The 13730-nt window shown below is 71.9% G+C and carries 8 protein-coding genes; 6 read left to right on the forward strand and 2 right to left on the reverse strand.

Translation table 11 applies throughout. The features are described 5' to 3' along the window. Nucleotides 1-38: 38 nt before the first annotated feature. Nucleotides 39-1235, reverse strand: a complete 1197-nt coding sequence (locus K1X13_RS06280; RefSeq protein ID WP_221024101.1) for a hypothetical protein — start codon at nucleotides 1233-1235, stop codon at nucleotides 39-41. Between the two features lie 137 nt (nucleotides 1236-1372). On the opposite strand from K1X13_RS06280, the gene K1X13_RS06285 reads away from it, so the two are divergent. The 6 genes from K1X13_RS06285 to K1X13_RS06310 all read left to right on the forward strand — a co-directional run bounded on the left by K1X13_RS06285 (nucleotide 1373) and on the right by K1X13_RS06310 (nucleotide 12685). Next, on the forward strand, nucleotides 1373-3412 hold the full coding sequence (locus tag K1X13_RS06285) for a glycosyltransferase (protein ID WP_221024102.1): 2040 nt from the start codon (nucleotides 1373-1375) through the stop codon (nucleotides 3410-3412). 26 nt (nucleotides 3413-3438) lie between these two features. Beyond that, on the forward strand, nucleotides 3439-4908 hold the full coding sequence (locus K1X13_RS06290) for a DUF7059 domain-containing protein (protein WP_443678914.1): 1470 nt from the start codon (nucleotides 3439-3441) through the stop codon (nucleotides 4906-4908). 123 nt (nucleotides 4909-5031) lie between these two features. After that, a complete protein-coding gene (topA, locus tag K1X13_RS06295) occupies nucleotides 5032-7743 on the forward strand; it encodes a type I DNA topoisomerase (protein WP_308249426.1) in 2712 nt (903 codons plus the stop codon). A 9-nt stretch (nucleotides 7744-7752) separates the two neighbouring features. Then, on the forward strand, nucleotides 7753-9921 hold the full coding sequence (tmk, locus tag K1X13_RS06300) for a dTMP kinase (RefSeq protein WP_308249427.1): 2169 nt from the start codon (nucleotides 7753-7755) through the stop codon (nucleotides 9919-9921). Then, a complete protein-coding gene (locus tag K1X13_RS06305) occupies nucleotides 9918-11093 on the forward strand; it encodes a DNA polymerase III subunit delta' (protein ID WP_221024103.1) in 1176 nt (391 codons plus the stop codon). The genes tmk and K1X13_RS06305 overlap by 4 nt, the downstream gene beginning before the upstream one ends. Before the next feature lie 20 nt (nucleotides 11094-11113). Then, on the forward strand, nucleotides 11114-12685 hold the full coding sequence (locus K1X13_RS06310) for an alpha/beta hydrolase (protein ID WP_308249428.1): 1572 nt from the start codon (nucleotides 11114-11116) through the stop codon (nucleotides 12683-12685). A gap of 7 nt (nucleotides 12686-12692) precedes the next feature. On the opposite strand, the gene K1X13_RS06315 is transcribed toward K1X13_RS06310, so the two are convergent. Further along, entirely contained in the window at nucleotides 12693-13613 is a 921-nt protein-coding gene (locus tag K1X13_RS06315; RefSeq protein WP_221024104.1) for a LysR family transcriptional regulator, read from the reverse strand. Nucleotides 13614-13730 lie beyond the last annotated feature (117 nt).

The following is a 13730-nucleotide window of genomic DNA, read 5'->3' on the forward strand; positions in this document are numbered from 1 at the left end:
GCGTCCGGCCGGCGCCCCGCGCCCGCCGGCAACCTGGGTCAGCGGCGGAGCAGACCCATCTTGCGCAGCACCCGGCCGACCCGGCCCCGGTTGCGCCAGTAGAAGTCCCGGGCCCGGTCCCGTGACGTCGGCTTGTGCACCGGCCGCAGGTCGGCCTGCTCCTGGAGCTCGCGGACCTTCGAGCGCAGCATCGCGGAGTGCCGGAGCAGCCCCTGGGCGGCCCGGATCGCGGCCGGCGCCAGGTCGGCCTCGGTGAGCGCGGTGGGGGAGACGTACGTCGCGTGCGTGGCCGGGTCCGGCATCAGCTCCTCCAGGTCGCCCTCGACCTGGTAGCCCGCGCCCTTCAGCTCGTCGATCAGCTGCCGCGACCGCTGCGAGACCCACTCCAGGCGGTCCGGCGGGAGCGTCAGCCGCGGCGACTGGCCACCCAGGATCCGCTCGGCCAGCACGATCCGGACCAGCCGGTCGTAGTCGTCGTCGCGGATGCTGCGGGCGTCCTCGTTCATCCGCCGGATCAGCTCGGTCTCCGCGACCCCCATCGAGGTGTTCGAGCGCTTGGTCTCGGTCTCGTAGGCGTCGGGGTCCAGACCGGTGACGTGGCAGAAGCGCTGCCACAGGGTGTCGCGCGGGGCGCCCGGCTGCGGGACGGTGACCAGGTGGATGTTCTCCGGCGGCACCACGGTCGCCCAGCGCTGGAGCACGTAGGCCGCGTCGTGCATCCCCCAGAACAGCTCGCCGAACGGCGGCGGCGCGTCGAGGCCCTTCTCGACCAGGTCGTCCACGAACTGCTCGAGGGTGACCCGGTGCTTGTGCTTGACGTGCTCCTGCCAGTCCGACACGAGCTGGCGGGCGAAGTCGCGGGCGGAGAAGATCACGTGCACGTCGGCCGGCTGCACGCTCGCGACGCCGGCGGCGATCCGGTCGGGGCTCGAGCCGCCGAGCAGCTCGTTGGAGATGATCACCGTCGACCCGGTCCAGTCACGGGCCCGCGAGGCGACCTTCTCCCACTCCCCGGCGTAGTAGCCCGGGCCCTTCTGCCCCCAGCTGGCGCCGCGGAAGTCCTGCATCGAGCGGAAGGACTCGTCGAAGAACTCGTATGGGTAGAGCACGCCGTCGTCTGCCAGGGCCTCGCGGTTCTGGAAGAGCACCTGCTGGAGGTACGTCGTACCCGTCTTGGGTGCCCCGACGTGGAAGAACACCTTCTTGGTGGCACCTGCGGGCAGGGCGTCGCCCATCGTGGTCGCTCCTCGGGAGGGTCGGCGGATCTGAGAGCAGGGCCATCGTAGAGCGCCAAACCCTGGACCCCGGTCGCCGGGCGGGACGCTGATACCTTGGGTCGGTCCGAAATCTTCCCCGTCTCAGAGGACACGCCTTGACTGACACTGCCGAGTCAACCGTCGTGGACGCCCGCCAGGATGCTCCCGCGAGCACCAGCTTCCGCGTGGTCCACCGCACGATCTTGCGCCCGGAGCAGGAGATCGACATCCGGCCGCTCTACGTCGGGGGTGTCGCGAGCTTCGGTGCGTCGTCGGCGGCCGGCGGCGCCGCGGGGGCCATGGCTGCCGCGGGGGGCCACGAGCCCGAGCGCAGCGGCGACCCGATCGCCGGTCTCGGCGGGTTCGGCAAGATCGCGGACGACGGGGCCGTGGTCTTCCCGGAGCGCCGGCTCACGTTCGGCACCTACTTCAACGCGTTCCCGGCCAGCTACTGGCGCCGGTGGAGCGACTTCACCCACGTGCGCCTCCAGGTGACCGTGCGCGGCGAGGGCACGGTCAGCGTGTACCGCTCGACGGCCAAGGGCCACGTCCAGCGCGCGGAGTCCGAGTACTTCGAGACCGGCAGCCCGAAGACGCTGACCTTCGACCTGCCGCTCAAGCCGTTCATCGACGGCGGCTGGTACTGGTACGACGTCGAGGCCGGCGAGTCCGAGGCCGTCGTGATCGCCGGCTCGTGGGGCTTCGAGACCGACAAGGTCCGCCAGGGCACGGTGTCGATCGGCATCACCACGTTCAACCGTCCCGACTTCTGCGTCGACCAGCTCGTGAGCCTGTCGCAGGAGACCGAGGTGCTCGACATCCTCGACGAGATCTACGTCGTCGACCAGGGCACCCAGAAGGTCAGCGACGAGGAGCGGTTCAGCGACGTCGCCGCGAAGCTCGGCCCGAAGCTGCGGCTCATCGAGCAGGGCAACCTCGGCGGCTCGGGCGGCTTCTCCCGCGCGATGGACGAGGCGACCGCCAAGGGCGACGCCGACTACGTGCTGCTCCTCGACGACGACGTGGTGTGCGAGCCCGAGGGCATCCTGCGCGGGGTGGCGTTCGCCGACCTCGTGAAGAAGACCACCATCGTCGGCGGCCAGATGTTCAGCCTCTACGACCGCTCGGTGATGCACGCCTACGGCGAGACCGTGGACAAGTACCGCTGGTTCTGGGGTGCGGCGCCCAACACCAAGCACGGGCACAACTTCGCGGCCCGGTCGCTGCGCGCCACCGAGTGGCTGCACCGCCGCGTGGACGTCGACTACAACGGCTGGTGGATGTGCCTGATCCCGACCAAGGTGATCAAGGAGGTCGGGCTCTCCCTGCCGATGTTCATCAAGTGGGACGACGCGGAGTTCGGCCTGCGCGCGAGCGAGGCCGGCTACCCGACCGTCACCCTGCCCGGCATGGCCGTCTGGCACGTGCCGTGGCACGAGAAGGACGACACGATCGACTGGCAGGCCTACTTCCACCGCCGCAACCGGATCGTCGCGGCGCTGCTGCACTCGCCGTACGAGCGGGGCGGCAAGCTGGTCCGGGAGAGCTTCGAGACCCAGGTCCGGCACCTGCTGTCGATGCAGTACAGCCCCGCCGAGATGGGTCTGATGGCGATCGAGGACATCCTCGAGGGCCCGCAGCGGATGCACCGCGACGTGCTGAAGCGGCTGCCCGAGCTGCGTGAGCTGCGCAAGAACTACGACGACTCGCGCTCCGAGCCCTACCTCGACAGCTACCCGGCCGCGCGCCGGAAGAAGCCGCCGCGCAAGGGCAAGGACTCCTCCGCCCCGATCGGCCCCGTCGGCAAGCTGAAGACGGTGGCCAAGGGCGCGGTGCGCCAGGTGCTGCCTCCGCGCGACTTCGCACTGAAGTACCCCGAGGCGAACGTCCCGCACCTCGACCTCAAGTGGTGGAAGCTCATGCAGTTCGACTCCGCCCTGGTCTCCTCCGCGGACGGCACCTCGGTGTCCTGGTACAAGCGCAACCCCGAGCTGGCGCGTGACCTGATGCAGCGCTCGGTGGCCGTGCACGCCCGGCTGGCCAAGGAGTGGCCGCGCCTGGCCGAGGAGTACCGGCAGGCGCTGCCCGACCTGGTCTCGCCCGACGCCTGGCAGCTCACCTTCGAGCAGTCCAACAAGAAGGACGAGTCGAGCTGAGCCTCCCCGCGGGGCTCCGGCACGCGCTGGAGCAGGCCGACTACACGTACGACGGGGTGGCGCGGGCCCTGGGCCCGGTCGCGCACGCGGCACTGTCGCGGAACGAGACCACGCCCGGGCTGCGCGCCACCGCCGACGGCTCACCGCTGTCGACGCTGACCCGGCTCTGGCCGCTCCAGGCACCGGTCCCGCTCGCGGACGCCGAGCGGGCGCTGCCCGGGATGGTCGACGCGCTGTGCGTGACCGGGGTGCTCGAGCGGTCGGTCGGTGAGGTCCGGGCCCGCCTGGACCTGCGCCCCTACGCCGACGAGAACCGGGACTGGTGGGTCCTCAGCGACCTCACCCCCGGGCTCGACGGGGCGGGGGTGCGCGTGTCCTCCGACCACGTGCTCGGGATCAGCTCCGCCTCGTCGTCGCTGGCCCAGCTCACCGTGCGGGAACCCGCCGGCCGCGCGCTCGACCTGGGCACCGGCTGCGGGGTGCAGTCGCTGCACCTCGCCGACCACGTCGACGAGATCGTCGCGACCGACGTGAACCCGCGTGCGCTGTGGATGACCCGCCTCAACTTCGAGCTGAACCGGGTGCACGAGACCACGTCCGCGGAGGTGTGCGACGGCAGCCTCTACGAGCCGGTCCGCGGCGAGCTGTTCGACCTGGTGGTGACCAACCCGCCGTTCGTGATCTCCCCGGCCACCGGAGAGCGGCTGGTCTACCGCGACTCCGGGCTGCCCGGCGACGAGGTCGTGCGCCGGGTCGTCACCGGCGCCCCCGCGCACCTGCGGCCCGGCGCCTGGTGCCAGGTGCTCGCCAACTGGGTGCACGTCGACGGCCTGCCCTGGGACGAGCGTCTCAGCGGGTGGCTCGACGGCTCCGGCTGCGACGCCTGGGTGGTCCAGCGCGAGGTGGCCGACCCCGCGCAGTACGTCGAGCTGTGGCTCAAGGACGCCGGCCTGCACGGCACCCCGCAGTACGCCGAGCGCTACGACACCTGGCTGTCGTGGTTCGAGGAGCAGCGGATCACCGGCGTCGGGTTCGGCTGGCTGAACCTGCACAAGGTCGGCGAGCCGGGCGGTTCCGGCCGGGAGCCGGTGCTGCGGCTCGAGGACTGGCCCTACGAGGTCGAGCAGCCGCTCGGCCCCGAGGTGGCCGCCTGGGGGCGCCGTACCGACCTGCTCGCGGCCACCGCCGACGCCGCCCTGCTCGGGGCGCGCCTGGTCACCCGGGTCGACGTGCGCCAGGAGACCTTCGGGGCCCCCGGCGCGGAGGACCCGGAGCAGATCGTGCTGCGCCAGCAGCGGGGGCTGCGGCGGGCCCGCCAGGTCGACACGGTCGAGGCCGGTCTGGTCGGGGCCTGCGACGGCGACCTCACCACCGGGCAGATCCTGGACGCGCTGGCCACCCTGCTCGACGCCGAGCCGCCGGCCACCCGGGAGGCGTACCTGCCGAAGGTGCGCGAGCTCGTGGCCGAGGGGTTCCTGGCCCCGGCGGGGCTCTGACCGGACGCGCCGGACGCGTCCTGAAAACGGGGTCCGGACGGGTTGGGTCGCTCGGTAGCGTTACCGTGTCGTGCGAGTCCCCCCGTCCCGACCCGCCGAAATCCATCGAGGAGCACTGAACACGTGGCATCGAAGAACGCGGGCGCCGACAGCGGCGCCGGTCACAAGCTGGTGATCGTGGAGTCGCCTGCCAAGGCGCGCACGATCGCCGGCTACCTCGGCCGCGGTTACGTGGTCGAGTCTTCGATCGGCCACATCCGTGACCTCCCGCAGAGCGCCTCGGACATCCCCGCCCGGATCAAGGGCGAGCCGTGGGCGCGGCTCGGCGTGGACGTCGACCACGGCTTCGAGCCGGTGTACGTCGTGTCCAGCGACAAGAAGTCGCACATCACCAAGCTGAAGAAGCTGCTCAAGGACGCCTCCGAGCTCTACCTCGCCACGGATGAGGACCGCGAGGGTGAGGCCATCGCGTGGCACCTCCTCGACGAGCTCAAGCCGAAGGTGCCGGTCAAGCGGATGGTCTTCCACGAGATCACCCCGCAGGCGATCAACGCCGCGGTGGAGAACCCCCGCGACATCGACGACAACCTCGTCGAGGCCCAGGAGGCGCGCCGCATCCTGGACCGCCTCTACGGCTACGAGGTCTCCCCGGTGCTGTGGAAGAAGGTCATGTCCGGCCTCTCCGCGGGCCGGGTGCAGTCCGTGGCGACCCGGCTGATCGTGGCCCGCGAGCGGGAGCGCATGGCGTTCCGCGCGGCGTCGTACTGGGACCTCGAGGGCACCTTCGACGCCGGCGCCAAGCACGACGACCGGATGTTCCCTGCCAAGCTGCACTCCGTGGACGGCTCCCGCGTGGCCCGCGGCAGCGACTTCACCGCGCAGGGCGAGCTGAAGCCGGGCTCCTCGGTGGTGCACCTCGACCGGCCCCGCGCCGAGGCGCTCGCCTCCGGGCTGGCCGAGAGCACCTTCGAGATCCGGTCGGTGGAGTCCAAGCCCTACCGCCGGGCGCCGTACGCCCCGTTCCGGACCACGACGCTGCAGCAGGAGGCCTCCCGCAAGCTCGGGTACGGCGCCTCGCGCACCATGTCGGTGGCGCAGCGGCTGTACGAGAACGGCTTCATCACCTACATGCGTACCGACTCGATCACGCTCTCGGAGTCGGCGATCGGCGCCGCCCGCGAGCAGGTCCGCGAGCTGTTCGGGTCGGAGTACCTGCCCGACAAGCCGCGCACCTACCAGTCGAAGGTGAAGAACGCCCAGGAGGCGCACGAGGCGATCCGCCCCGCCGGCGAGCACTTCCGGACCCCGGCCGAGACCGGCCTGTCCGGCGACGAGTTCCGGCTCTACGAGCTGATCTGGATGCGCACCGTCGCCTCCCAGATGAAGGACGCGCAGGGCCACACCGTGAGCATCCGGCTCGGCGGCGCGGCCTCCACCGGCGAGGACTGCGTGTTCGCCGCCTCGGGTCGTGTGATCACCTTCCACGGGTTCCTCAAGGCCTACGTCGAGGGCTCCGACGACGAGAACGCCGAGTCCGACGACCGCGAGACCCGGCTGCCCGCGGTGAGCGAGGGCGACGCGGTGAACGCGGCGTCGGTCAAGGCGTCCGGCCACGAGACCAAGCCGCCGGCCCGCTACACCGAGGCCACGCTGATCCGTGAGCTCGAGGAGCGGGAGATCGGCCGCCCGTCGACGTACGCCTCGATCATCGGCACCATCCTCAACCGCGGCTACGTCTACAAGAAGGGCACCGCGCTGGTCCCCGCGTGGCTGGCGTTCTCGGTGATCCGGCTGCTCGAGGAGCACTTCGCCCGGCTGGTGTCCTACGAGTTCACCGCCACCATGGAGGACGTGCTCGACGAGATCGCAGCCGGCCGCCGCGAGCGGGTCGCGGTGCTCGCCGACTTCTACTTCGGTGACGGCAACGGCGACGTCGAAGGGCTCAAGCAGCTGGTCACCGAGCTCGGCGACATCGACGCCCGGGAGCTCGCGACCTTCCCGGTCGGCGACGGCATCGACCTGCGGGTGGGCCGCTACGGACCCTACGTCGAGGACACCGAGGGCAAGCGCGGCAACGTGCCCGACGACCTGCCGCCCGACGAGCTGACCCTGGAGAAGGCCCAGGAGCTGCTGGCGAACCCGGCCGGCGCGGAGAACGAGCTCGGTCCCGACCCGGAGACCGGCACCATGATCGTGGCGAAGAACGGCCGGTTCGGCCCCTATGTCACCGAGGTGCTGCCCGAGGACGCGCCGAAGAGCAGGAAGCCGCGGACCTCGTCGCTGTTCAAGTCGATGAGCCTCGACACGATCACGCTCGAGGACGCGCTCCGGTTGCTGACCCTGCCGCGCGTGGTCGGGAACGACCCCGAGTCGGGTGACGAGATCACCGCCCAGAACGGTCGTTACGGCCCGTACCTGAAGAAGGGCACCGACTCGCGCTCGATCGACGACGAGGAGAAGCTCCTCACGATCACGCTCGAGGAGGCGATGGCGATCTACGCCCAGCCCAAGGCGCGCGGCCGTGCGGCGGCGTCCCCGGGCCGGGAGATCGGCGAGGACCCCGCCACCGGCGCCAAGATCACGGTGAAGAGCGGCCGGTTCGGCCCGTACGTGACCGACGGCGAGTACAACGCCACCCTCCGCCAGGGCGACGACGAGGCGACGATCTCGCTGGAGCGCGCCGCGGAGCTGCTCGCGGAGAAGCGGGCCAAGGGGCCGGCGCCGAAGAAGCGCGGTGCGAAGAAGACCGCGAAGAAAACGGCCAAGAAGACCGCGAAGAAAGCCACGGTCAAGAAGAGCGCGACCAAGAAGGCTGCAGCCAAGAAGTCCTCGTAGGGTAGCGCTGTGAGCGATTCCGCGGTTCCCCGCAATTCCGGGACGTCGGCCGAGGAGCTGACGCACGCCCGGACGCACTCGCTGATGGCGGTGCTGCGCATCCGCGACTTCCGGCACCTGTGGATCGGGCTCGGCCTGTCCAGCCTCGGCGACTGGATGGGCCTGCTCGCGCTCACCGCGATGGCCAACCAGGTCGCGGGCGAGGCGTACGGCGACAACTACGCGGTGAAGAACTTCGCGATCGCCGGCGTGCTGTTCCTCCGCGTGCTGCCGGCCCTGGTGATGGGGCCGGTCGCGGGCTGGATCGCGGACCGCATCGACCGCCGGGTGACCCTGGTCTGGGGCGACTACATCCGCGGCGTGCTGTTCCTGACCATCCCGATCGTGGGCACGCTGTGGTGGGTCTTCGTGGTGACCGTGCTGATCGAGATCGTCAGCCTGGTGTGGGGTCCCGCGAAGGACGCCACCGTCCCGAACCTGGTGCCGCGGCACCGCCTCGAGGCCGCCAACCAGATCAGCCTCGCGACGACGTACGGCTCGGCCCTGCCCGCGGCGGCGATCTTCACCGGCCTCACCCTGGTCGACAAGCTCTACCGGAACCTCTTCGACTGGTTCCCCAACGGCCCGATCGACCTCGCGCTCTACTTCAACGGGGTGTCGTTCATCATCTCCGGCGCCGTCATCGCGGCGCTCAAGCACATCCCGCCCGGCCCCGCCGCGGGCGGAGCGGATTACGAAGGCAACGCCCTCAAGGTGGTGTGGGACGGCTGGCGCTACGTCAGCGGCACGCCGATGGTGCGCGGCCTGATCATCGGCATCGTGGGCGCGTTCGCCGCCGGCGGCGTGGTGATCGGCCTGGCCCGCACCTTCGTCGCCGACCTCGGCGGCGGCGAGCCCGGGTACGGCGTCCTGTTCGGGACGGTCTTCCTCGGGCTCGGCGCCGGCATGTGGCTGGGCCCGCGGCTGCTGCAGGGATTGTCGCGCCGGCGGTTGTTCGGCCTCGCGCTGACCGGCGCCGGGCTGCTGCTGTTCCCGCTCGCCCTGGTCCAGCAGCTCGAGGTGGTCACCGCCATCACCCTGCTGCTCGGCTTCTTCTCCGGCGTCGCCTGGATCACCGGCAACACCCTGCTCGGCCTCGAGGTCCCCGACGAGATCCGCGGCCGGACCTTCGCCTTCGTCGGCTCGATGATCCGGCTGTCGCTGGCCCTGGTGCTGGCCACCGCGCCGCTGCTCGCGGGCCTGATCGGGACGCACTCCCCGAAGATCTTCGACGTCGAGCTGGTCTACAACGGCGCCGCGTTCACGTTCCTGATCGCCGCCGTCCTGCTCACCGCCGTCGGTGTCGCGTCCTACCGTCAGATGGACGACCGGAGAGGAGTGCCGCTGGTGAAGGACCTGCGCAACGCGTTCGCCGGGTCGCCCGGGGTCTACTCCGCGACCGGGGTGTTCATCGCGCTCGAGGGCGGCGAGGGCGCCGGCAAGTCCACCCAGTCCGACCGGCTCGCCGCCTGGCTGCGCGACGAGGGCTACGACGTGCTCCTGACCCACGAGCCCGGCGACACCGAGGTCGGCCAGAAGCTGCGCCGGATCGTGCTCGACCCGGCGACCGGCGACATCTCCCACCGCGCGGAGGCGCTGCTCTACGCCGCCGACAAGGCCGAGCACGTCGACCGGGTCGTCGCCCCCGCGCTGTCGCGCGGCGCGGTGGTGGTCACCGACCGGTACGTCGACTCGACGCTGGCCTACCAAGGCGCCGGCCGGGCCCTCTCGGACCGCGAGCTGGAGCGGGTGGCCCGCTGGGCGACCTCCGACCTCCGACCGCACCTGACCGTCCTGCTCGACCTGCCGCCGCAGACCGGCCTGACCCGGTTCGAGGAGCGGGACCGGATCGAGGGCGAGTCGGTGGAGTTCCACGAGCGGGTGCGCCAGGCGTTCCTCCGGCTCGCCTCCGCCCACCCCGAGCACTACGTCGTGATCGACGCGCGCCGCCCGATCGAGGAGATCGCGGCCGTCGTCCGGGAGCGGGTCGAGCCGCTCCTCGAGCAGGCGGTCCGCGGCCCGGCCCGCGCCGGCCAGGCCACGCCGGCCGCGGCGCACCAGACCCCCGCCCACCAGAACCCGGGGCCCCCCGCCCCGTCCCTGGTCGACCGCGACGCGAGCGCGGAGGTGGAGTCGTGACCACCTCTCCCGCCCGGGTCTCCGGGCCCGCGCCCGGCACCGGGTCGGTCTGGGACGGCCTCGTCGGCCAGTCCGCGGCCATCGAGACGCTGCGCCGCGCGGTCGCCGGCCAGGGGATGACCCACGCCTGGCTGTTCACCGGCCCGCCCGGCTCCGGCCGTTCCAACGCGGCGCTGGCCTTCGCCGCCGCGCTCCAGTGCGAGCAGGGCGGCTGCGGGCACTGCCTGGCCTGCACCACCGCGCTCGCCGGCTCCCACGCCGACGTGAGCGTCACCCGCACCGACCGGGCGGTGATCCAGGTCGGCGGGATGCGCGAGCTGGTGCTGCGCTCGGCGCTGGCCCCGGTCGGCCACCGCTGGCAGGTGATGGTGGTCGAGGACGCCGACCGGCTCAACGACTCGTCGGGCAACGCCCTGCTCAAGGCGATCGAGGAGCCGACCGCGCGCACCGTGTGGCTGCTCTGCGCGCCCACGGTCGAGGACGTGCTGCCCACCATCCGCTCCCGCTGCCGCAACGTCGTGCTCGCCACCCCGAGCACCGCGGACGTCGCCGACTTCCTGGTCCGCCGCAACGGCGTGCCTGACGGGATCGCCGCGTTCGCGGCCCGCGCCAGCCAGGGCCACATCGGCCGCGCCCGCGCGCTGGCACTGGACGAGAAGACCCGGAACCGGCGGCACGAGGTGGTGTCGATCCCGTCCGGGCTGACCTCGCTCGGTGCCTGCATGAACGCCGCGGCGAACCTCGTCGACCTCGCCAAGGACGAGACCGAGGCGATCACCGAGGCCACCAACGACCGCGAGAAGCTCGAGCTCGAGGCGGTCTACGGCTCCGACCCCAAGGCCAAGCGGTCCCGGGCCTACCGGGCGGCGCTCGGCTCGCTGACCGACAGCCAGAAGCAGCGAGCCCGGCGCCGCACCCTCGACGTGGTCGACCGGTGCCTGATGGACCTGCTGTCGGTCTACCGCGACGCGATCGCGGTGCAGACCGGGGCCCCCGGCGAGCTCGTCAACGAGGAGCTGCGGGCCGAGATCAGCACGCTTGCGCGGCGGTCCACCCCCGAGCAGAACCTCCGCCGGATCGACGCGATCTTCGCCGCGCGGGAGAAGATGCTGGAGTTCACGGTGCCGCCGCTGCTGGCGCTCGAGTCGATGATGCTGTCCCTGCGGATCTAGCGGCCCCCTACAGTGGGCTCGTGTCCACGAGCCCTGCCGACCGCCGCGGCGTCGCGACGACGTCCGCCCTGGCGGCCGTGCTCGCGGTCGTGCTGACCGCCTGCTCCGGCGACCTGCTCACCTCCGGCGAGGAGCAGGAGACGCCTGCGCCGTCGCTGTCGTCGAGCCCGATCCCGGCGCCGTCCACGCGCGCGCCGCAGCAGCCGAGCCTGGACCGCTACTACAGCCAGGATGTGGACTGGAAGGGCTGCGGCGACGGCCACGAGTGCGCGACCGTGCAGGTCCCGCTCGACTACGCGGAGCCGGCCGGCGAGACGATCGACCTCGACCTGCTGCGGGTGCCGGCCGAGGGCGGGAAGGCGGTCGGCTCGCTCGTGGTGAACCCGGGCGGGCCGGGCGTGCCCGGCACCCGGTACGCCGCGGACGCCACCTCCTACTTCGGGACCGAGATCCGGCAGGTGTTCGACATCGTCGGCTTCGACCCGCGTGGCGTCGGCGGCAGCACCCCGATCGACTGTGTCTCCGACGAGCAGCTGGACGCGTTCGTGGCGATGGACCCCGACCCGGACACCGCGGTGGAGGAGCGGGCCTCCGACGCCGCGGTGGCCGCGCTCGGCCGTGGGTGCGTGGAGAACAGCGGCGACCTGGCCGGGCACATCTCCACCGTCGAGGCGGCCCGGGACATCGACGTGATCCGGGCCCTGCTCGGCGACCGCAGGCTCAGCTACTTCGGTGCGTCGTACGGCACCTTCCTCGGGGCGACGTACGCCGACCTCTTCCCGCAGCGGGTCGGCCGGATGGTCCTCGACGGCGCGATCGACCCGTCGCTGTCGAGCACGGAGATGAGCCTGGTGCAGGCGAAGGGCTTCGAGACCGCGCTGCGCGCCTACGTGGGCGCCTGCGTGGACCGGGGCGGCTGCTTCCTCGGCGACAGCGTGGACGCCGGTACGGCGCGGATCCGGAAGTTCCTCGACGACGTGGAGCGCTCGCCGCTGGACGGGGCGGACGGCCGCCGGCTCGAGATCGGGAACGCCGTGCTCGGGATCTGGGCGCCTCTCTACAACCAGGGGTACTGGCCGCTGCTCGACTCCGCGCTCCGGTCGGCCTTCGCCGGCGACGGCGCGCTGCTGCTCCGGCTCTCGGACGCGTACACCTCCCGCACGGGCGACGGGTACACCGACAACTCGCTCGAGGCGCTGTTCGCGGTGAACTGCCTCGACCACGACGACGCGATCCCGACCGCGCAGGTGGCGCCGCGGATCCCGGAGTTCGAGCGGGCCTCGCCGACCTTCGGGAAGGTGTTCGCCTACGGGCTGGCGGGCTGTGCGCAGTGGCCGGTCCCGGGGGAGCAGCCGGACGGGCCGATCGACGCCGCGGGCGCGGCCCCGATCCTCGTCGTGGGCACCTCGCGAGACCCGGCCACGCCCCTGGAGTGGGCCGAGGCGCTCGCCGAGCAGCTCGACTCCGGGGTGTTGGTGCGCCGCGACGGCGACGGGCACACCGGCTACAACGCGGGCAACCCCTGCGTCGACGACGCGGTGGAGTCCTACCTGGTCTCGGGGACGGTTCCGGAGTCCGACGTCTCCTGCTGAGCGCCGGCTAGGGGTGCACCGGCTCGGTGATCTGCTGCATCCGCCGGGTGGCCAGCTCGATCATCAGCTCCGCGGCGGGGGAGAGCGCGGCGCCCTTGCGGTGCACGATCGCGATGGTGTCGTAGCAGCGCGGCCGCAGCGAGACCCAGCCGGCGTCCGGGGCGAGCCGGGGGAGGAGTTGGTCGACCACGCCGCGCGGGACCACCGAGTCGGCCAGGCCCATCCCGACGAGCTCGACCGCGGTCTCGACGTCCTCGACCTCGATCCGGGTCGGTGGGTTGTGCCCGGTCTCGTGCAGCATCGTCCGCAGGATCAGCCGGGTGGAGTCCTCGGCGCGCCAGGTTGTCTCCGGCATCACCAGGCTGGAGCGGGAGAGCCGCTGCGCGGTGACCGGGGTGCGCAGCCGCTCGGGGTCGGCGCTGATGTAGACCAGCTCGTCGCGGGCCACCGGCCGCACCTCCAACCCCTCGCTGGCCACCGGCACCGCGATCATCGCGGCCTCCAGGCGCCCGCGGCGCAGCTGCTCCTGGACGTCGGTGGAGTTCTGCCCGATCAGCTCCACCCGCACCCCGGGGTGACGCTCGAGCACGTCCGCGATCAGCGCGGCGCCGGCGTAGAGCCGGGCTGTGCCGAACATCCCGAAGCGGATCGTGCCGGTCTCCAGCGCCCGGACCGAGGCAACCGCCCGGCGGGCCTCGTCGGCGGCGGCGAGGGTGGCCTCCGCGTGGGGGCGGAACGTGTCCGCGACCGTGGTGGGCACCATCCCGCGGCCGACCCGGCGGAAGAGCGTGACGCCGAGCGACTTCTCCAGGGAGCGGACCTGCTCGGAGAGCGACGGCTGGGCGTACCCGAGCTCCTCGGCCGCCGCGGTCAGCGACCCGTGCTCGTAGGTGGCCAGGAAGCAGCGCAGCTGGTGCAGCGAGAACAAGGAATCTCCTATAGGTCATGCTGGAAAGTAAGGCTACCTCTATGCGTCGCGGGTTCCTAGGCTTGACGTCGTCACCCGTTCCGACTCGCGGAACCGCTGATCCCCAAGGGAGGACCA

This window comes from Nocardioides jiangsuensis, assembly GCF_019679455.1.
Taxonomy (GTDB): domain Bacteria; phylum Actinomycetota; class Actinomycetes; order Propionibacteriales; family Nocardioidaceae; genus Nocardioides_C; species Nocardioides_C jiangsuensis.